The 19,110-nt window shown below is 71.8% G+C and carries 21 protein-coding genes and 1 riboswitch; of the genes, 4 read left to right on the forward strand and 17 right to left on the reverse strand.

Features of this window, described 5'->3' with window-relative positions; all coding sequences use genetic code 11:
• Nucleotides 1-118: 118 nt before the first annotated feature.
• From ACFHWT_RS02340 to ACFHWT_RS02350, 3 genes are all read left to right on the forward strand, one after another.
• Nucleotides 119-904, forward strand: coding sequence for an ABC transporter ATP-binding protein (locus ACFHWT_RS02340; protein WP_416592937.1), 786 nt, complete (start codon nucleotides 119-121; stop codon nucleotides 902-904).
• A 2-nt stretch (nucleotides 905-906) separates the two neighbouring features.
• On the forward strand, nucleotides 907-1,848 hold the full coding sequence (locus ACFHWT_RS02345) for an LLM class F420-dependent oxidoreductase (RefSeq protein WP_416592938.1): 942 nt from the start codon (nucleotides 907-909) through the stop codon (nucleotides 1,846-1,848).
• A gap of 69 nt (nucleotides 1,849-1,917) precedes the next feature.
• Nucleotides 1,918-3,531, forward strand: a complete 1,614-nt coding sequence (locus ACFHWT_RS02350) for a hypothetical protein (protein ID WP_416592939.1) — start codon at nucleotides 1,918-1,920, stop codon at nucleotides 3,529-3,531.
• Here the strand turns inward: ACFHWT_RS02350 and thiC are convergent.
• The 14 genes from thiC to ACFHWT_RS02420 form a co-directional block, all read right to left on the reverse strand.
• A complete protein-coding gene (thiC, locus tag ACFHWT_RS02355; protein ID WP_416592940.1) occupies nucleotides 3,513-5,105 on the reverse strand; it encodes a phosphomethylpyrimidine synthase ThiC in 1,593 nt (530 codons plus the stop codon). The two genes, ACFHWT_RS02350 and thiC, sit on opposite strands and share 19 nt — an antisense overlap.
• Nucleotides 5,105-5,959, reverse strand: coding sequence for a bifunctional hydroxymethylpyrimidine kinase/phosphomethylpyrimidine kinase (gene thiD, locus ACFHWT_RS02360; protein ID WP_416592941.1), 855 nt, complete (start codon nucleotides 5,957-5,959; stop codon nucleotides 5,105-5,107). The genes thiC and thiD overlap by 1 nt, the downstream gene beginning before the upstream one ends.
• A complete protein-coding gene (locus tag ACFHWT_RS02365) occupies nucleotides 5,959-6,555 on the reverse strand; it encodes a thiamine phosphate synthase (protein WP_416592942.1) in 597 nt (198 codons plus the stop codon). Before ACFHWT_RS02365 ends, thiD begins: the two co-directional genes overlap by 1 nt.
• On the reverse strand, nucleotides 6,552-7,322 hold the full coding sequence (locus tag ACFHWT_RS02370; RefSeq protein ID WP_416592943.1) for a thiazole synthase: 771 nt from the start codon (nucleotides 7,320-7,322) through the stop codon (nucleotides 6,552-6,554). Before ACFHWT_RS02370 ends, ACFHWT_RS02365 begins: the two co-directional genes overlap by 4 nt.
• Nucleotides 7,323-7,327: 5 nt before the next feature.
• On the reverse strand, nucleotides 7,328-7,528 hold the full coding sequence (gene thiS / locus ACFHWT_RS02375; RefSeq protein WP_416592944.1) for a sulfur carrier protein ThiS: 201 nt from the start codon (nucleotides 7,526-7,528) through the stop codon (nucleotides 7,328-7,330).
• A complete protein-coding gene (thiO, locus tag ACFHWT_RS02380; RefSeq protein ID WP_416592945.1) occupies nucleotides 7,519-8,682 on the reverse strand; it encodes a glycine oxidase ThiO in 1,164 nt (387 codons plus the stop codon). The genes thiS and thiO overlap by 10 nt, the downstream gene beginning before the upstream one ends.
• Entirely contained in the window at nucleotides 8,679-9,350 is a 672-nt protein-coding gene (locus ACFHWT_RS02385) for a thiamine phosphate synthase (protein ID WP_416592946.1), read from the reverse strand. Before ACFHWT_RS02385 ends, thiO begins: the two co-directional genes overlap by 4 nt.
• A riboswitch (TPP riboswitch) is annotated at nucleotides 9,345-9,456 on the reverse strand. Its footprint overlaps the gene before it by 6 nt.
• 367 nt (nucleotides 9,457-9,823) lie before the next feature.
• Entirely contained in the window at nucleotides 9,824-10,024 is a 201-nt protein-coding gene (locus ACFHWT_RS02390; protein ID WP_416592947.1) for a DUF397 domain-containing protein, read from the reverse strand.
• Nucleotides 10,025-10,108: 84 nt separating this feature from the next.
• Entirely contained in the window at nucleotides 10,109-10,309 is a 201-nt protein-coding gene (locus ACFHWT_RS02395; protein ID WP_416592948.1) for a DUF397 domain-containing protein, read from the reverse strand.
• Nucleotides 10,306-10,878: a DUF5753 domain-containing protein gene (locus ACFHWT_RS02400; RefSeq protein WP_416593145.1), complete on the reverse strand. Its 573-nt coding sequence runs from the start codon at nucleotides 10,876-10,878 to the stop codon at nucleotides 10,306-10,308. Before ACFHWT_RS02400 ends, ACFHWT_RS02395 begins: the two co-directional genes overlap by 4 nt.
• Entirely contained in the window at nucleotides 10,770-11,360 is a 591-nt protein-coding gene (locus ACFHWT_RS02405; protein WP_416593146.1) for a helix-turn-helix domain-containing protein, read from the reverse strand. The genes ACFHWT_RS02400 and ACFHWT_RS02405 overlap by 109 nt, the downstream gene beginning before the upstream one ends.
• Nucleotides 11,361-11,491: 131 nt before the next feature.
• The gene (locus ACFHWT_RS02410) at nucleotides 11,492-12,472 is read right to left on the reverse strand and encodes an aldo/keto reductase (RefSeq protein ID WP_416593147.1); all 981 of its coding nucleotides are present in this window, start codon (nucleotides 12,470-12,472) and stop codon (nucleotides 11,492-11,494) included.
• A gap of 28 nt (nucleotides 12,473-12,500) precedes the next feature.
• The gene (locus tag ACFHWT_RS02415) at nucleotides 12,501-14,177 is read right to left on the reverse strand and encodes an ABC-F family ATP-binding cassette domain-containing protein (protein ID WP_416592949.1); all 1,677 of its coding nucleotides are present in this window, start codon (nucleotides 14,175-14,177) and stop codon (nucleotides 12,501-12,503) included.
• 97 nt (nucleotides 14,178-14,274) lie between these two features.
• Nucleotides 14,275-14,889 (reverse strand): class I SAM-dependent methyltransferase, encoded by a 615-nt coding sequence (locus ACFHWT_RS02420; protein ID WP_416592950.1) that lies wholly within the window; start codon nucleotides 14,887-14,889, stop codon nucleotides 14,275-14,277.
• 800 nt (nucleotides 14,890-15,689) lie between these two features.
• Here ACFHWT_RS02420 and ACFHWT_RS02425 point away from each other — a divergent pair.
• A complete protein-coding gene (locus ACFHWT_RS02425; protein WP_416592951.1) occupies nucleotides 15,690-16,451 on the forward strand; it encodes a hypothetical protein in 762 nt (253 codons plus the stop codon).
• Between the two features lie 7 nt (nucleotides 16,452-16,458).
• Here ACFHWT_RS02425 and truA read toward each other — a convergent pair whose 3' ends face one another.
• The 3 genes from truA to ACFHWT_RS02440 all read right to left on the reverse strand — a co-directional run bounded on the left by truA (nucleotide 16,459) and on the right by ACFHWT_RS02440 (nucleotide 19,089).
• Nucleotides 16,459-17,292, reverse strand: a complete 834-nt coding sequence (gene truA, locus ACFHWT_RS02430) for a tRNA pseudouridine(38-40) synthase TruA (protein ID WP_416592952.1) — start codon at nucleotides 17,290-17,292, stop codon at nucleotides 16,459-16,461.
• A 164-nt stretch (nucleotides 17,293-17,456) separates the two neighbouring features.
• Nucleotides 17,457-18,032, reverse strand: a complete 576-nt coding sequence (gene rplQ, locus ACFHWT_RS02435) for a 50S ribosomal protein L17 (protein WP_416592953.1) — start codon at nucleotides 18,030-18,032, stop codon at nucleotides 17,457-17,459.
• A gap of 34 nt (nucleotides 18,033-18,066) precedes the next feature.
• Nucleotides 18,067-19,089: a DNA-directed RNA polymerase subunit alpha gene (locus tag ACFHWT_RS02440; RefSeq protein ID WP_123606125.1), complete on the reverse strand. Its 1,023-nt coding sequence runs from the start codon at nucleotides 19,087-19,089 to the stop codon at nucleotides 18,067-18,069.
• Between the last annotated feature and the right edge of the window lie 21 nt (nucleotides 19,090-19,110).

Consider the following 19,110-nt stretch of genomic DNA (forward strand, 5'->3'; position numbering starts at 1 on the left):
TCGCGGACCCTGGATCGCAATCAAAAGTGTTTACCGCGCGGGTGGTGCGTGGCCGGCACGATCCGGATACTCTGTCCCCGCTTGTTGATCGACCCAGGACGAGGGAGCTGCCGGCCCCATGATCCAGCTCAGCGGAGTCGGACGGACGTTCGCCGGTCGCTCCGGCACAGTGGAGGCACTGCGCGGCATCGACCTCTCGGTGACCGCCGGTGAGTTCGTCGCGGTCGTCGGTCGATCCGGCTGCGGCAAGTCCACCCTGCTCAGGCTCATCGCCGGGCTGCTCCCGACGACGGCCGGCGAGGTCACCGTCGGTGGCGAGCAGGTGGTCAAACCACGCCGGGACATCGCCATGCTCTTCCAACGTCCGGCCCTGCTGCCCTGGCGATCAGTGCTGGACAATGTCCTGCTGCCGGCGGAGATTTTCGGGCTGCGTCGCAGACAGCACCGGGCGAAAGCCATGGAACTGCTGGAGATGGTGGGGCTGGCCGGTTTCGACAAGCGGCTGCCGCACGAGCTGTCCGGCGGCATGCAGCAGCGGGTGTCGCTGTGCCGATCCTTGCTGGCCGAACCACAGGTGCTACTGATGGACGAGCCGTTCTCGGCGCTCGACGCGCTGACCCGCGAGGAACTCTCCGTCGAACTGCAACGGATCCACATGGAACGCGCGGCGACCATCGTCTTCGTCACCCACTCGATCGACGAAGCCGTCCTGCTCGCCGACCGGGTCGTGGTGCTGAGCCCTCGACCAGGGCGGATCCGCAAGGTCGTGCCGATCGACATTCCCCGCCCCCGCAGCCTGGGGCGCAACGCGCACACCGAGGACGTCGCCCGGTGCAGTGCGGAACTGCACGAGGTGCTGATGGAACGCGACGCACCGGCGACAGCCGGGATCGGAGGGTACTGACCATGCGGGTCAGCGTGTTTACCGAGCCGCACCGCGGCGCCAGCTACGACGACCAGCTCCGGCTGGCCCGGCTCGCTGAGGAGTCCGGGTTCGAGGGTTACCTGCGGGCCGACCACTACCAGTCGATGGGTGAGGATCTGGCGCTGCCGGGGCCGACCGACGCCTGGCTGACCCTGGCCGCGCTGGCCCGGGAGACCTCCCGGATCCGGCTCGGCACACTGGTCACCTCGGCGACCTTCCGGCTGCCCGGGCCGCTCGCCGTGATGATCGCCCAGGTCGACCAGATGAGCGGCGGCCGGGTCGACCTCGGCATCGGGGCCGGCTGGTACGCCCGGGAGCACACCGCCTACGGGCTGCCGTTCCCGTCCGTCGGGGAACGCTTCGACCGGTTGGCAGAGCAGCTTGAGGTGATCACCGGGCTGTGGCGTACCCCGGTCGGTGACAAGTTCAGCTTCCACGGCGACCACTACCAGCTGGTCGACGCTCCGGCGCTGCCGAAGCCGGCGCAGCCGGCCGGCCCGCCGATCATCATCGGCGGACGGGGGCCGAAGCGGACCCCGGAGCTGGCAGCCCAGTTCGCCGACGAGTTCAACATGCCGTTCAAGTCGGTCGCCGAGACCGCAGCGGCCTACGAACGGGTGACCGAGGCCTGTCACCGGACCGGGCGCACTGAGCAGGACCGACCGCCGCTGACCATGTCGGCCGGGATCGTCATCGCGATCGGGCGTACCGACGCCGAGGCGCAGCGGCGCGCCGCGCCGCTGCACGAGAAGAGCGCCCTGCCGCCGGAGGACCCGGTGATCGGTTCGCCGGCCCAACTGGTGGACCGGATCGGGGAGTTCGCGGCGATCGGCACCAGCCGGGTACACCTGCGATTCATCGACCTCGCCGACCTGGACCACCTGGAGCTGGTCGCCGCCGAGGTGCTGCCCCAGCTGGGCTGACCCACCGGACCGGCGGCGGTCGCCCCGGTCCAGGTCGACAGTGCGGGCGGCCGGCCGTAACCTCCCGGCATGGCCTTGCGGACCTGGCTCAGAGCGATCACCACGGCATTCGGTGTGGCGGCGTTCGCCGGTGCCGTCCAGCTCGGTGCCGGTTACGGTCTCCAACTGGTACGCCTACGCCGCGACTTCGTGGGGCCGACCGCAGACTTCTGGCCGACCCAGCTGACCTGGCTCGCCTGGTTCGCGATCGTCGCTGCCGTCGTCGGCGCGTGCGTGGCGCAACGGGTCGCCGAGCAGCGTCCGGCCCGGCACCGGCGGGTGTCGGCGGTCCGTACGGCCGTCCGCCGGTTCGTCCTGGCGCTGGTCGCCGCGATCGGTGCGGCGCTCGCCGTGGTCGGGTTGTCGGTGCTGCCGGCGCAGGCGTCGACCGGGATCGACGATCCGGTGACGGTCACCGTCCTGATCGGCGGGATCGGGGCGGTGGTGGGTCTGCCGGCGGCGCTGGCCGCGCTTGCCCATCCGGCGATGCGCTGGAATGTGCTGGTGTTCAACGGCGGGCTCTGGCTGCTGGCGGTCGGGTCGACTACCCCGGATCTGTGGGCGGGTGACGCCGTCGCCGAGATCCGACCCGGGGTACTCGAACCGGTCGTGCTCGACACGGGTGACCCCGGTTGGCAACTGTTCGTGCTGTTGCCGGCGGTGGCGCTGGTGCTCGGTGCGGCGGTGAGCGGGCTGACCCGGTGGCGGGCGGCGCCGACGGTGGCCACGGCGGTGTCCGGAATGGTCGGACCGGCGGTCCTCGACGCCGCGTACCTGGTCGCCGGGGCCGGCCGCGCTGGGCCGTATCAGGACGACCCCTACTGGGCGGCGCTGCTGGCGGTAGCCGCCGGAGCCGTCGGTTCGATCGCTGTGGCTGCGGTGCGCCGACCCGGCCGACGGGCCGGCACCGCAAGCGGAACGCCCGCGCCCGCAAGCGGAACGCCCGCGCCCGCTGTCGGAGCGACCGCCGGACCCACCAATGGCTCGTCCGAGAGCCGCGAATCGGTAGCGGAAATTGCCCTATCTGAAAAGATGTCCGCCGATTCGGCACCCGTCGGGCGGGTGTCGACCGGTCCGGCAGCGCCGCCCACACCGGACCCGCCGACGCTGGGCCGCCCCGCGCCAGACCCGCTGACGTCGCGCCCGCCCGCACCGAAACCGCCCGCGCCGGAACCGGTCCGGCCAGGTCCGACCGCAGCGTCACCGGTGCCGGTCGCCGCGCGGTCGCATCCGGGTGACCGTCCGCCACCGACACCTGCGGCGGTCACCCCCCGTGTCGACCCGACGCCGATCGCGACGGACGGGCCGCCGACACCGACACCGACACCGGTGGCCGGTGGCGTCGACCGGCCGACGCCACAGCCGGTCGCCCCACCACCGGTCGCACCGCAACCGGTCGCCGCACCGCCCACCGCACCTGCGGCCGACCGGATCCCCCGACCCCGGTTCATGCGCCAGCGGCGGCCGGCGCCTCCACCGGCGTTGACCGACGAGGACGCCGAACACGTGGACTGGGTCAGCGAGTTGCGCCGGCAACCTCGCCGCGCCGACAGTCGGAACCGTAACGGTGCCGAGGGCCGGAGCCGCGACGGCGCCGACAGTCGGAGCCGTAGCGGTGCCGACGATCAGGCCAACGGCAGGTAGACCCGGCCACCGGATGCGACGAATTCATCCGACTTGTCCTTCATGCCCTGCTGGGCGTACTCCTTCAGATCCTGCGTGATTTTCATCGAACAGAACTTCGGGCCGCACATCGAGCAGAAGTGGGCCGACTTCGCCGGCTCGGCCGGCAGCGTCGCGTCGTGGTAGGACCGGGCGGTCTCCGGGTCCAGCGACAGGTTGAACTGGTCCTCCCAGCGGAACTCGAACCGCGCCTTGGACAACGCATCGTCCCAGGCCTGCGCTCCCGGATGTCCCTTGGCCAGGTCGGCCGCGTGCGCGGCGATCTTGTACGCGATCACCCCGGCCTTGACGTCGTCGCGGTCCGGCAGCCCCAGATGCTCCTTCGGCGTGACGTAGCAGAGCATCGCGGTGCCGAACATGCCGATCATCGCCGCCCCGATCGCCGACGTGATGTGGTCGTACGCCGGCGCGATGTCGGTGGTCAGCGGGCCGAGCGTGTAGAACGGCGCCTGGTGGCACAGTTCCTGCTGCAGGTCCACGTTCTCCTTGATCTTGTGCATCGGCACGTGGCCGGGGCCTTCGATCATCACCTGCACGTCGTGCTCCCACGCCACGGAGGTCAGCTCGCCCAACGTCCGCAGCTCGGCGAACTGGGCGGCGTCGTTGGCGTCGGCGATCGACCCCGGCCGCAGCCCGTCACCCAGCGAGAAGGTCACGTCGTAGCGGGCCAGGATCTCGCACAGCTCGGCGAAGTTCGTGTAGAGAAAGTTCTCCTCGTGGTGCGCCAGGCACCAGGCGGCCATGATCGACCCGCCCCGGGAGACGATCCCGGTGACCCGGTCGACCGCCAACGGCACGTACGGCAGCAGCACCCCGGCATGCACCGTCATGTAGTCGACGCCCTGCTCAGCCTGCTCGATCACGGTTTCCCGGAACACGTCCCAGCTCAGCTTGACCGGATCCCCACCGACCTTCTCCAACGCCTGGTAGATCGGCACCGTGCCGATCGGCACCGCCGAGTTGCGCACGATCGCCTCGCGGGTCTCGTGGATCCGCTTGCCGGTGGACAGGTCCATCACCGTGTCCGCGCCCCACCGGGTGGCCCAGGTCAGCTTCTCCACCTCCTCGGCCACCGACGACGAGACCGCCGAGGTGCCGATGTTGGCGTTCACCTTCACCAGGAACCGACCACCGATGATCATCGGCTCGGACTCGGGGTGGTTGACGTTGGCCGGCAGCACCGCGCGTCCGGCGGCGATCTCCTCGCGTACCACCTCGACCGGCAGGTTCTCCCGCAGCGCGACGAACTCCATCTCCGGGGTGGCCACCCCGGCCCGGGCGTACGCCAACTGGGTGGGCCGACGACCGTCCGCCCCGGCCAGCGGGGTGCCGGCACCGCGTACCGGGGCGACGTCGCCGCGCTCGGCGATCCACCGCCCGCGCAGCGCGGCCAGCCCGACCTGCGGGTCCGACCCCGGACCCGACGTGTCGTAGAGCCGGACCGGCGGGTTGTCGCCGGTAAGGGTCACCTCCGCGAACGGCACCTGGATGTCCGGTCGTGGTCCCTGCACGTACACCTTGCGCCGAGCCTGCATCAGCGGGCCTCCTTCAGGTAGTTGCCGAAATGGTCTATAGGTCCGTGACCGGAGCCCAACCGCCAGTGCCGGGCGCCGGCCAGCGCCCGCGCGACGTACTCCTTGGCGAAGGCCAACGCCGCCGGTACGTCGTCGCCAAGCGCCAGCCGGGCGGCCACCGCCGCCGCGAAACTGCACCCGGTGCCGTGTGTGTTGCCGGTATCCAGCCGCTCGCCGGCCAGCCGCCAGCCGCCGTCGGCGGTGCCGACGACGTCGACCGGCGGGTCCGCAGTAGCGACGACGTCGACCGCCGCCGGGTCGGTCGACGTACCGTCCGGGTCGCCACCGGTGACCACCACGAACCTCGGCCCGCCGGCGGCCAGCTCGGCGGCGGCCCGGGCCATCTCGTCGACGGTCCGTACCGGCCAGCCGACCAACGCCGAGGCCTCCGCCCGGTTCGGCGTCGCGACCAGCGCGTACGGCAGCAGCCGCTCGACCGCGCCGACCACGCCGAGCCGGTGCCCGCTGGTCGAGACCAGCACCGGATCGACCACCAGATTCGGCAACTCCCCGGCCCGGGCCAGCGCGGCGACCGCCCCGGCGATCCGGGCCGTACCGAGCATGCCGGTCTTCACCGCACGCACCGGCAGGTCGGCGCGGACCGCCTCGATCTGGGCGAGCACCTGCGCCGCCGGCAGTTGGTGGACGCTGGTGACGCCGGTGGTGTTCTGCGCGGTCACCGCGGTGATCGCGCTGGTGCCGTAGACGCCGAGCGCGGCGAAGACCTTCAGGTCCGCCTGGATGCCGGCACCGCCGCCGGAATCGGAGCCGGCGATCGTCATCGCCACCACCGGAGTGGTTCGGTCACCGGCCATCAGCAGCTCACCTCGGCCGGTGCCGCCGCCGCGACCAACTCCGCCGCGACAGCCGCCGGGTCGGCGGCGCGCATCACCGCGCCCATCACCGCCACCCCGGCGGCACCGGCCGCCCGACAGGTGGCGACCTGCTCCGCCGTGGTCACCCCGGCGAGGGCGACCACCGGCCGGCCGGCGGCCACCCGGACCAGGCGGGCCAGCCCGGCCGGACCCAGCGGTGGCCCGTACCCGGGCTTGGACGCGGTCACGAAGACCGGCGACACCGTCACGTAGTCCTCTGTGGTCAGTCGGCCGAGCTCGGCCTCGTCGTGGCAGGAGCGCCCGACCAGGCCGTACGCCGGTGGCGGGTACGGTCCAGCGGCACTCAGGTGCACCGCGTCGCCGCCCAGCGGGTCGGGGCCAGCCACGATCAACGTCCCACCGACCGGGGCGAGGATGCCGCGCAACCGCTCGGCCAGCGCGGCGCGTTCGGCCCGGGGCAGGTCCCGTTCCCGCAGCACCACCTGCCGGAGCCCGCCGGCCACCGCCGCCGCGACCACCTCCGACAGCGGCCGGGCCGTCTGCCGGCGATCGGTGAGCAGCAGGATCCCGTTCACAGTTCGGGCCGCCCTTCGTCCGGAGTGGATGCCAGGGCGTGGAAACGCTTCGGGATCCGCCCGGCGCGGGCCGCCAGCCGACCTGCCTCGATGGCGTACCGCATGGCGGTGGCCATCGCGACCGGGTCGGCGGCCCGGGTCACCGCGCTGGCCAGCAGCACCGCGTCGCAGCCCAGCTCCATGGCGAGCGCGGCGTCGGAGGCGGTGCCGACCCCCGCGTCCAGCACCACCGGGATGTCCACCGACTGTCGGATCAGTCGGATGTGGTGCGGGTTGAGGATGCCCAGGCCGGAGCCGATCGGCGCGCCGGCCGGCATCACCGCCGCGCAGCCGGCGTCGGCCAGCCGGCGGGCCAGCACCGGGTCGTCGGTGGTGTACGGCAGCACGGTGAAACCGTCGTCGACCAGCTGCTCGGCGGCGCGCAGCAGCTCGGCGCCGTCCGGCAGCAAGGTGCGTTCGTCGCCGATGACCTCCAGCTTCACCCAGTCGGTGTCGAACGCCTCACGGGCCAGGTGGGCCACCTTCACCGCCTCGGTCGCGGTGTAGCAGCCGGCGGTGTTCGGCAGCAGCCGTACGCCGCAGCGCTCCAGCAGGTCGAGCAGGCCGCCGTGCATGGTGGCGGCGCTGTCCACCCGGCGTAGTGCGACGGTGACCAGCCCGGTGCCGCTGGCCGCGATCGCCTGCTCCAGGATGTGCAGGTTGGCGGCACCGCCGGTGCCGAGGATCAGCCGGGAGTCGAAACTGTGCCCGGCGACGGTGAACGGCATCCGGCTCACCCGCCCTGCGCCGCGATCAGCACTTCGACCCGGTCGCCGTCGCACAGCTGCTCGGCCGACCAGCCGCTGCGCGGCACCACCTCACCGTTGACGGCGACGGCTACGCCACGTGCCCGGTCGGTGACCACCCGGACGATGTCGGCCAGCACGGTCCCGGTCGGCGCGGTCATCGGTGTCCCGTTGACGATCAACTCCACGGCTGCTCCTCCCTGGCGATTTCCCTGGTCGCGGCGGTGAACCGGGCCGGTTGGAACGGCACCAGCGTGGGATCCGGGTCGCCCCCGGCGGCAAGGTCGGCGATCAGGTCTGCGGTCACCGGGGTCAGCACGATGCCGTGTCGGTGATGCCCGGTCGCCACCAGCACTTCCCGGTCTGCGGTGCCGCCGGCCGGGCCGACGTCGGACTGCTGGTGCCAGCCGAGCAGCGGCGCGTTGTCCGGGGTTCCGGGCCGGGCCGCCGCCTGCGCCTCAATCAGCTCGTACTCGGCGATCTCCGGCAGCAGGTCGGCGGCGGCGCGCAGCAGTTCCAGCACCGCACCGGCGGTGACGGTGGTGTCGCCGCGTTCCTCGACGGTGGCGCCGACGACCACCTCACCGTCGGCGCGGGGCACCAGGTAGACGTGCCGGCTGTCGGCGTACCCCCGGATCACGTGCCGGAACCCGACGGCACCGGCGGATGCCCGGAGCCGCAGGATCTGGCCTTTGACCGGGCGGACCGGCAGCCCGGTCAGCGCCGCCGATCCGCAGCCGGCGGCGACCACGACGACCCCCGAATCCAGCGTGGAAACGTCGGTGACCGGTTGCGGGACGACGGTCACCCCGGCCCGGTCCAGTGCGGTGTCCAACGCCGCGACCAGCCGACGCGGGTCGACCTGGTGGTCGTCGGGCATCAGCGCACCGCCGCGCACCCTCGGAGCCAGCGCCGGCTCGCGCTCGCGCAGCGCCGTGGCGCGCAGCAGCGTGATCGGCAGGTCCAGACTCTGCTGGTACGCCCAGAGCCGCTCCGCCTCGCGCCGGTCGTCGCCGGTCAGCGTGACGACCAGCGTGCCGTCGGTGCGGTAGCCGATGTCCTGGCCGGTGACGGCGGTCAACTCGGCGGCGAACGCCGGCCAGCGGGCAGCCGAGTCGACCAGCAGCAGAGTCAGCTCAGCCTCGCCGAAGTGCGACTCGGCGACCGGGGCGAGCATCCCGGCGGCCACCGACGACGCCCCGGACCCGGGTGCCGGGTCGTAGAGCACTGTACGCAGCCCACGCTGGGCGCACCGCCAGGCGATACTCATCCCGATCGGCCCGCCGCCGACCACCGCGACATCGGCCCGGCCGTTGGCGTTTCCGCTGCCTGTCACCGTCATGCCGGCGCTCCGTCGGCGGCGGCCGGCCGCTGCCATACCGCCGCCAGCAGCTCAGCCGTGGCCCGCCCCGGGTCGGCGGCACCCGCGATCGCGCCGACCACCGCGACTCCATGCGCCCCGGCGGCCAGCAGGTCCGGCACCCGGTCCACAGTGATCCCGGCGATCGCCATCACCGGCACGTCGACCGCAGCGGCGACGGCGGCCAGCCCGGCCGGCCCGATCGGGTCCGGCAGCCCGGACTTGGTGCCGGTGGCGTAGCACGGCCCGACCCCCAGGTACGTCGCCCCGGCGGCGACCGCCGCCCGCCCGGTGGCCGGGTCACGGGCGGTGGCACCGAGGATCGCGGCCGGGCCGAGCACCCGGCGCGCGGCGTCGACCGGCAGGTCCAGGGCACCGACGTGCGCGCCGGCCGCACCGGTGGCGAGCGCGACGTGCAACCGGTCGTTGACCAGGCAGGTCACCTGGTACGCGGCACATTCGGCGACCGCCCGGCCGGTCAGCTCGTACGCGTCCCGGTCGGACATGTCGTCCTCGACGCGCACCTGCACGACCAGGTCGGCGACGGCGTCGGCAGCGCGGGCAGCGGCAAGGGCCGCCCGCAGTACGCCGAGCGGGTCACGCCCGGGTCGGGTGTCGGTGATCAGATGCAGTCGCCCAAGGGACGGCACGGCAACGCTCCTCCCTGCGCCGGCATTACCCGGATCAGGTTCGACGGTCGGAGGCCGCGTCAGCCTCCCTCTCAGCCCGGTGCACCGGGCTCCCGTGGGTTACTTGCCTGTTACCGTACGACGGTCTCGTCGATCCGCCAAGGGCCGATCCGAGGCAACCTTCGGTCGCTGCCCACCCCGCCGCTGTCGGCCGTGACCAGGCTCACCATCAGCTGGGCAGACGAAGATCACGCGCAGCCCGGATGCGTCATTGGCGCAGGTGACTACCGGTAGTCATGCTATTTTCGGTAGCGCAGGAGGCCCTTCGGGGTTCCCGCAGCCGCCTTGGGGCCCGCTCACGCGGGCCCTTTGTGCGTCTGGCGTGCCGGATTCCAACACCACGTGTGTTAGACCCGTGGTTGCACCCAGGACCACATGCGCTCGTTGGCGACGGCCGCCCTACGCGATCCTCTGGTCGGCCGGACCCAGAAGCGTCAGCTGGTGAAGGTGCCAGCCCTCGCGGCGGCGACGAAACTCGACCAGCTTGCCGGGGCGATCACCAGCACCGGACCAGCCAGATCCTTCGAGTCCCGCACCCCGATCACGCCACCCAGCCCGTCCGCCACCTCGACACACTCGCCCTGGTTGTTCGACCGGCTGCTCTTCCGCCAGTTGGTGGAACCAAAGTCGATCATCGCCGTACTCCCTTACGGATCGGATCACGCCTCGGCGGTCGAAGTCACGAGGCGGCGTCGCGGCGCAACTCCACCGACCGCCAATCAACTCGTGAGGGTGCTGTTCTTCGTAGCGGCGACGAAGCGTGACCAGCTTGCCGGGGCGATCACCAGCACCGGACCAGCCGGATCCTTCGAGTCCCGCACCCCGACGACCCCACCCAGTCCGTCCGCCACCTCGACGCACTGACCCTGGTTGTTTGATCGGCTGCTCTTGCGCCAGCTAGCTCCGGAAAGCTCGATCATGACTCGTACTCCTTCGCGGTCCGCCAGAAGAGGTCACGACTGGCCTGCTCGCTCAGCGCCCGGCCAGCGATGTCGGTGAAGGTCCAAGCGTACCGCTCAGCCTCATCCGGCCGATCGAGGAACAGAGCTCCTGTCAGCTCCTCCACGTAGACAGTCGTCGGCTCGTTCCCTTCTGGAAAATCAAGAAGAGTGAACGAACCGTGCGCCATCAGGCCGGCGTGCAGCCCGGCGCTGAAGGGCAGCACCCGGATCGAGACATTCGGCTGCTCCCCGGCCTGAGCCAGCCGACGCAACTGTCCGGCCATGGTCTGACCGCTGCCAATCGGTCGACGCAGGATCGCTTCGTCGAGCACGATGTCGAACCTGGGCAGGTAGGGCTCCATTCGGGTCAGCAACCGCGCGCGACGCATCCGCATCTCGACCCTGCGCTCGATCTCCTCCGCCGGCACTTCGTACTGGTTCACGCTGAACACGGCAGTTGCGTACTCGCGGGTCTGCAGCACGCCGGAGACGAGCTCCGTATGGAATTCGCGGAGGTGGGCGGCGGCCTCCTCCAGACCGATGAACAGCTCGAACCAGGACGGGATGCTGGCGTAGTCGTGCCACCAGCCCTTCTCCTTGGTCTTCGGGCCAGCGCCGCCAGCGCCTCGATGGTCTGCAGGTCCGCGCCGTACAACTCGCAGAGCAACACCACATCCTCGGCGCGGATCGGCACCTCACCGCGCTCCATCCGCAGCAGCTTGGTCGCCGACCACTCCAGCTCCCGGGCCGCCGTGGTCTGCGGAACCCCGGTTAGCCGCTCCCGCAACCGACGCAGCTCCCGACCGAGCTGCCGCCGCGGCACCGACGAGTTCAACAATGCTGCGGGCACGTTGCCACCTCCTGATATGCCACTCACCGACGACAGAATGATCGACAGACGACATTCGCTATCGAGTGGACATATCTCTACCACAACGCCACGACGCCATTGCTGAACCGCTAGTTGATCAACGGCTGACGGCTGGCCCGAAATCGACACGAAGCACCGCGATCCGCAGCCAGCCTCCACGCCACGCAATGCGGGTACCCGATCATCGGCGGAAGTCCAGCCGAGGGGACAAGATCATGTGAGGCTCAGATACCTTACGAGCGCGACGTAGGGTATCTGAGCCTCACATGATCTTGTGGATGCAGTTCCGGTCAGCTCAGCGAGCCGCCGGGGCCGGCGGGCTCCGGCAGGATCGACCGCAGCTCGGCGAGGTCGGCGGCGTCCGGCTGCCACGACCCGGCGGCGGCGTTCGCCCGTACCTGCTCGGGGGTGGTCGCCCCGGCGATCACCGACGCCACCGCCGGCTGCGCGGCCAGGCCGCCGATCGCGACGGTGAGCAACGGCAGATTTCGCTGCGCGGCGTACGCGTCGAGGGCCTCGATGACGTCCCACGGTGCTCCGGCGAGTCGGGCGGCGTACCGGCTGCTCTCGCCGGCCAGCCGGCTGCCCGGCGGCGGCGCCTCGCTTCGGCGGTACTTGCCGGTCAGCAGCCCGTCGGCGAGCGGAAAGTACGGCAGCAGCCCCAGGCCGAAGCGCCGGCAGGCCGGCACCACTTCCCGCTCCACCCGCCGGTCCAGCAGGTTGTACTCGTTCTGCGCGCTGACGAACGGCGACAGCCCGGCGGTACGCGCGACCCACGCGGCCTCGGCGATCTGCCAGCCGGCAAAGTTGGAGCAGCCCACATAGCGGACCTTGCCGGCGTGCACCAGGTCGTCGAGGGCCCGCAGGGTCTCCTCGACCGGAGTGACCGGGTCCGGCTCGTGGAACTGGTAGAGGTCGATGTGGTCGGTGCCGAGTCGACGCAGCGACGCCTCGACGGCCCGCATGATGTACCGCCGGGAGCCGCGTACCCCGTGGTCGACGCCGTTGAGCCCGGACATGTCCATGCCGAACTTGGTGGCCAGCACCACGTCGTCGCGGCGGCCGCGCAGCGCCGCCCCGAGCTGCTCCTCGGAACCGCCGTGCGGGGTGCCGTAGATGTCGGCGGTGTCGAACAGGGTGATCCCGGCGTCGAGTGCGGCGTCGACGACCGCCCGGGTGCCGGCGGCGTCGAGCTTGCGGCCGAAGTTGTTGCAACCGAGCCCGACCGCCGACACCATCAACCCGGAGTCGCCCAACGGGCGGTAGATCATCTCAGTCACACCGGCCAGCGTACGACGGTCAGCGTACGTCCCAGACCGGCTCGGGGACCTCGACCACCTCGCCGTCGCCCTGAAACAGCACGAACCGGTCGAACGACCGGCTGAACCAACGGTCGTGGGTGACCGCGATCACCGTACCCTCGAAGGCCTTCAGCCCTTCCTCCAGCGCCTCCGCCGACGCCAGGTCCAGGTTGTCGGTCGGCTCGTCGAGCAGCAGCAGGGTGGCGCCGGACAGCTCCAGCAGCAGCACCAGGAAGCGGGCCTGCTGCCCGCCGGAGAGGGTGCCGAACCGCTGGTCGCCCTGGCCGGCCAGGTCGTAGCGGGACAGCACGGCCATCGCCGCGTGCCGGTCCATCCCGTCGCGGTGGTCGTCGCCGCGCCACAGTACGTCGGCGAGGGTCCGGTCGAGCAGTTCCGGCCGGTCGTGGGTCTGCGAGAAATGGCCGGGACGCACCCGGGCACCGAGCCGGACCGTCCCGTCGTGGGCCACCGGGGCGAGCGTCGCACCGGCGATCGGACCGGCCGCCGGGTCCGGATCGGTGCCGCCCCGGGCCAGCAGCCGCAAGAAGTGCGACTTGCCGGTGCCGTTGGCGCCGAGCACCGCGACCCGGTCGCCGTACCAGATCTCCAGGTCGAACGGGTAGGTCAGCCCGTCCAGCTCCAGCTGCTCGCAGATCACCGCCCGCTTGCCGGTGCGGCCGCCGGACAGCCGCATCCGCAGCGACTGGTCCTTCGGTGGCAGCGGTGGCGGGCCGGCCTCCTCGAACTTGCGCAGCCGGGTCTGCGCGGCCTGGTAGCGCGAGGCCAGCCCGTCGTTGTACGCCGCCTTCTGCTTGTACATCAGCATCAGTTCGCGCAGCTTCTCGTGCTCCTCGTCCCAGCGGCGACGCTGCTCCTCCAGCCGGGCGTGCCGGGCGGTACGCGCCTCGTGCCAGCTGGCGAAGCCGCCCGGGTGGGTCCAGGCGGAGCCGCCTTCGACGGCGACCACCCGGTCGGCGGTCTGGGCCAGCAACTCCCGGTCGTGCGAGACGTAGAGCACCGACTTGGTCGACTCGCGCAGCCGCTGCTCCAGCCACCGTTTCCCGGGTACGTCGAGGAAGTTGTCCGGCTCGTCGAGCAGCAGCACCTCGTCGGTGCCGCGCAGCAGCAGCTCCAAGGCGAACCGTTTCTGTTGTCCACCCGAGAGGGTCCGGACCGGACGGTCCCGGACCCGGTCCCACGGCAGGTCCAGCACTGCGGTGGCCACCGTGTCGAAGACGACTTCGGCCTCATAGCCACCGGCTTCGCCCCAGGCGGCGAGGGCGTTGGCGTACCCGATCTGGGTTTTCTCGGCGGCGGCCGGGGTGGTGCCGGCGGCCTCCGCGGCATGCACGGCCCGTTCGGCGGCGGCGAGCCGTTCTCCTGCGGCCCGCAGCGGCGGCGGGGCGAGCGACAGTGCCAGGTCGGCGAGGGTACGGTCGTCGCCGATCATGCCGATGAACTGCCGCATCACGCCGAGCCCGCCAGCGCGGGCGACTGCTCCGGTGGCCACCGGCAGGTCACCGGCGACCATCCGCAGCAGCGTCGTCTTGCCGGCGCCGTTCGGGCCGACCATTGCCACCTTGGCACCCTCACCGACCCGGAACGACACGTCGGCGAAGAGCTCCCGACCATCCGGCAGGGTGTGCCCCACCGCGGCCACGTCCACGTATCCCACCCCGGCATGGTGCCTGATCGGGCCGGCCGTCGGCAGCTGAGATTCGCCGCCGCCGGCTGGGCGCCCGAGACCATCCCTGGGTTGACTGGCGTAGCGGTCAGTCGGCGCGGTGGGTGACCCGCAGCACCCGGTAACCCTTCTGGCTGGCGTGCCGGTCCACCTGCCAGCCCTGCTCCCGCAGCCACTGCTGCACCGAATCGCCACCCAGGTAGCGGGCGATGACCAGCCAGCCGACGCCGCCCGGGGCGAGCCGGGGCAGCCAGCGGGCGAGCAGGGCGTGCAGCTCTGCCTTGCCGACCCGGATCGGCGGGTTGGACCACAGCTGGGTGAAGGTGAGCTCCGGCGGCACGCGGTCCGGGTCGGCAACCCGGACCCGGTCGGCGACGCCGAGCCGGTCGGCGTTGAGCAGGGTGAGCTCGCGGGCGCGGGCGTTGACGTCCACCGCGTAGACCGTTGCGGCCGGTGCCTGGTCGGCCAGCACGCAGGTGATCGGGCCGTACCCGCAGCCGAGGTCGAGAAAGGGACCGGGGTCGGTCGACGCGGGCAGGTCGGCCTTGCGCAGCAGTACGGCGGTGCCCGGGTCGAGCCGGCCGGCGGAGAACACCCCGGCGGCGGCGGTCAGCTGGTAGTCGCGCCCGGCCACCGTGAACTCGATCTCCGACCGTACGTCTGCGGTGCCGGGCTGCGGGCTGAAGTAGTGGTCGCCGGTCACCGGGGCATTGTCGCCCAACCTGGGTACGGCGTTGACGGCGGTCACCATGATCGATGAGGTTTATGCCCGATCTTCAATTGATGCAAGTCTTGACCGGCAGCTCTCCCCCCAATCCGTCCGTTACTCTGTGCGATATGACGTACGGGTACGAATCCGGCGCGGACCGCCGGCCGATTCGACCCGATCAGCCGGTCCGGCCTACGGGGTCGGCCGGCGTCCCGCCACCGACGCCACCGCGCCCCCGGCCCCAGCCGACACCCCGACCACATCCCGGTGCCCAGCCGACACCGCGAGCGCGTTCCGGTGGACCGCCGTCGCCACGGCCGCACCCCGGGGCTCAGCCGACACCCCGGCCGCATCCGGGGCTGCCGCGTTGGCCACCGCCTGCCGCACCGCCGCCTGGGGCCCGGCCCGCGTACTACGACCCGCCACGCGGCTCCGGGCCGGTGCACTACGCCGTACCGCCGCCAGGCGTTGCGCCGCCGCAGCGCGGCGCCGGTCCGGCCCACTACGCTGTGCCACCGCCGCGTGCTTTCCCTCCGCCGCAGGTATCCCCGCCGCAGGCCGTACCGAGACCGGCGGGCGGCGAACCGCCGGGCAGCGAACCTACCGCGCCCGGATCGTCCCGCAGCCCCAGGGCACGTCGTCAGACCGGACGCCGCCGACCGGGTACCGCCCCGCCGCCCGGCCGGACCCCCCGACCGCGTCGACGCCCGACCGACGGTCCCGCCGAACCCGGCCGGCGGCCGCCGGCCGGGCCGACCACGGCGGTGTGGTCGTCGACGAAACTGTGGCAGGTCGTGATCAGCGGCGTCGCCGTCCTGCTGATGCTCGGCGTCTGCGGACTGAGCTCGTACTTCATCGTCGTGGACGAGCGCAACGGACGGGCGGCGGCGGGCGCCCCGGCGGCGGCACCGACCGTGGTCCCCCGGGACATCAGCTCCCGGGAGGCCGATCCGCAGCCGCTCACCGTCGAGGAGGTCTTCCCGACCGGTGACATCGTGATCGACCCGGCTGAGCCGCCGTACCGGCTGCTGAAGACCCAGATCGAGGAGCGCTGCCGGGCGGCGGTCGCCGGTGACATCGGCACCCTGCTCGACGAGCTCGGCTGCAACCAGGTGGTCCGCGGCACGCTACGGTCACCGACCGGCGAGTACCTGATCACCACCGGGGTGTTCAACCTGGCCGACGCCTCCGGCGCGGAATGGGCACACACCCGGATCAAACCGATGGTCGACGAGGAAAAGGGCCGCTTCCAGGGCATGATCGCCGACGAGGGGACCGAGGCGATCGCGCTCTCCTCCGCCCAGGTCGGCTGGCACTCGCTCGGCCACTTCCTGATGTACTGCGTGATCGCCCGCGCCGACAGCGAACCGGTGCCCGCCGACGACCCGTACGCCCGGCAGATCCTCTTCGACATGCTGCAACTGCACCTGCAGGCGAACGTACTGGAGAAGCGGGCGGTACAACCGGCAGCAACGGACGAGCCGGCCGGGTCCGACGACACCGACGCCGCACCTGACGCAGCCGCTGCCGGGGTCGACGCCGCAGCGTTGCGGTGACCGGCGGTCAGTCGGCTGCCGGTAGCCGCAGCCGGCGGGTGACGCTGGCGCGGGCCGCGTACCCGGCCGGGTCGGTGGGGTAGCCGACCTCGACCAGGGTCAGCCCGTGCGGCGGGGCGACGGTGACCTCGCTGGACCGTTCCCGCCGGGTCAGCAGGCTGCCCGGCCAGTCGACCGGCCGGCGGCCGTCGCCGACGAACAGCATCGCCCCGACCAGGCTGCGCACCATAGCCTGGCAGAACGCGTCCGCCTGTACGGTGCCGACCAGCGTCCCGTCCGCGTCCCGGTGCCAGTCCAGCCGGGTGATCCGGCGGATCGTGGTGGCGTGCTCCTTGCGCCGGCAGTACGCGGCGAAGTCGTGCTCGCCGACCAGCTCGGCGGCGGCGGCGTTCAGCGCGACCAGGTCGAGCGGACGCGGCCAGGCGAGGGTGTCGTGCCGGCGCAGCGGCTCCGCACCGTACGGGGCGTCGGTGACCCGGTACGCGTACCGCCGGTAGGTGGCCGCGAACCGGGCCTCGAAGTCGGCCGGCACCTCGGTGACCGCCCGCACCCGGACGTCGCGGGGCAGCGTACCGGCGAACCGGCGCAGCAGCGTCGCGGACCGTTCGCTCCACACCTCGGCCGGCACGTCGAGGTGGCACACCTGGCCGGTGGCGTGCACTCCCGCGTCGGTCCGCCCGGCCACGGTCAGCCCGAGTGCGACGCCTGGCCCGAACGCCCGGTCCAGGGCCTCGGTCAGCACCCCGGCCACGGTCCGCCGCTGCGGCTGCACCGCCCAGCCGGAGAAGTCGGTGCCGTCGTACGCGACATCGAGCCGCAGCCGGACGTACCCCTGCCGCACCTGATCCTCCTGTGTCGCGTGGTTGCCGGGAAGGTCGCGTGGTTGCCGGAAAGACGGTGGGACCCGGCGCCGCTTCGCAGCGCCGGGTCCCACCGGATGTGGCCGTCGCCGACTCAGGGCCGTGTCGCCCTGGTCGACGGCTCAGGCTGTGGGTCGTCTCCGACTCAGGCCTTGTTCTCGCCGTCGCCGGCCGGGGCGGCCTGGGTGGCAGCGGTGTCGGTGTCACCGGAGGCCGACACCGGAGGCTCGGCGTCCTGGTCGGCCGCGGTGTCCGCGTCGGTACGCGCGGCCGGTGCCTCGTCGGCACCGGCGAGCGCCTCGACCTTGTCCTGCTGGGCAGCCGCCCGACGGTCGGCCTTGGCCGGTGCCGGGGTGGTCACCACCAGCTCCTCGACCAGCTCGATGATCGCCATGGGGGCGTTGTCCCCCTTACGCGGGCCGGTTTTCACGATCCGGGTGTAGCCACCCGGACGGTTGGCGAACCGGGGCGCGATCTGGTCGAACAGCTCGAAGACCACGTCCTTGTCCCGCACGACGGTCAGCACCCGACGGCGCGAGTGCAGGTCGCCCCGCTTGGCCTTGGTGATCAGCTGCTCCGCGAGGGGACGCAGCCGCTTCGCCTTGGTCTCGGTGGTCTTGATCTTGCCGTACCGGAACAGCGAGGTGGCCAGGTTGGCCAGCATCATCCGCTCGTGCGCGGGGCTGCCGCCGAGGCGGGGGCCCTTGGTGGGCGTGGGCATGGTTGGTGCTCCTCAGTGGTGGCGGCAGCCGGCGTTACAGCTGCTCGGTCTCGCGGTAGTCGTCGGTGTCGTAGTCGGCTTCGCTGAAGGAGTCCACGACGTTTGCCGGATCGAAGTTGGGCGCCGAATCCTTCAGGCCCAGCCCCATCCCGGCGAGCTTCATCTTGACCTCGTCGATCGACTTCTGACCGAAATTCCTTATATCGAGGAGGTCCGCCTCGGTTCGCCCGATCAGCTCGCCGACGCTGTTGATGCCCTCGCGCTTGAGGCAGTTGTACGACCGTACGGTCAGGTCCAGCTCCTCGATCGGCAGCGCCAGGTCGGCGGCCAGCTGGGCGTCCTGCGGCGACGGCCCGATGTCGATGCCCTCAGCGGTCTCGTCCAGCTCGCGGGCCAGGCCGAACAGCTCGACCAGGGTGGAGCCGGCCGAGGCCAGCGCGGTACGCGGCCCGATCGACGCCTTGGTCTCGACGTCGATGATCAGCCGGTCGAAGTCGGTCCGCTGCTCGACCCGGGTCGCCTCCACCCGGTAGGTGACCTTGAGCACCGGCGAGTAGATCGAGTCGACCGGGATCCGCCCGATCTCGGCACCGGCCTGCTTGTTCTGCGCGGCGGTGACGTACCCGCGGCCCCGCTCGACGGTGAGCTCCATGTCGAGGCGGCCCTTGCCGTTGAGCGTGGCCAGCTTGAGGTCCGGGTTGTGCACCGAGACCCCGGCCGGCGGCTGGATGTCACCGGCGGTCACGTCACCGGGGCCCTGCTTGCGCAGGTACATGCTGACCGGCTCGTCGTGCTCGGAGCTGACGCACAGCTCCTTGACGTTCATCACCAGCTCGACCACGTCCTCCTTGACGCCGGGGATCGTGGTGAACTCGTGCAGCACGCCATCGATCTTGATGCTGGTGACCGCCGCGCCCGGAATGGAGCTGAGCAGGGTACGCCGCAGCGAGTTGCCGAGCGTGTAGCCGAAACCCGGCTCCAACGGCTCGATGGTGAACAGGGACCTCGTGTCGCTGATCGACTCCTCGGACAGAGTCGGCCGCTGGCTGATGAGCACGTACTTCTCCTTGGGTCGGGG

Source organism: Micromonospora sp. LOL_021, from assembly GCF_048060215.1.
Lineage (GTDB): Bacteria > Actinomycetota > Actinomycetes > Mycobacteriales > Micromonosporaceae > Micromonospora_E.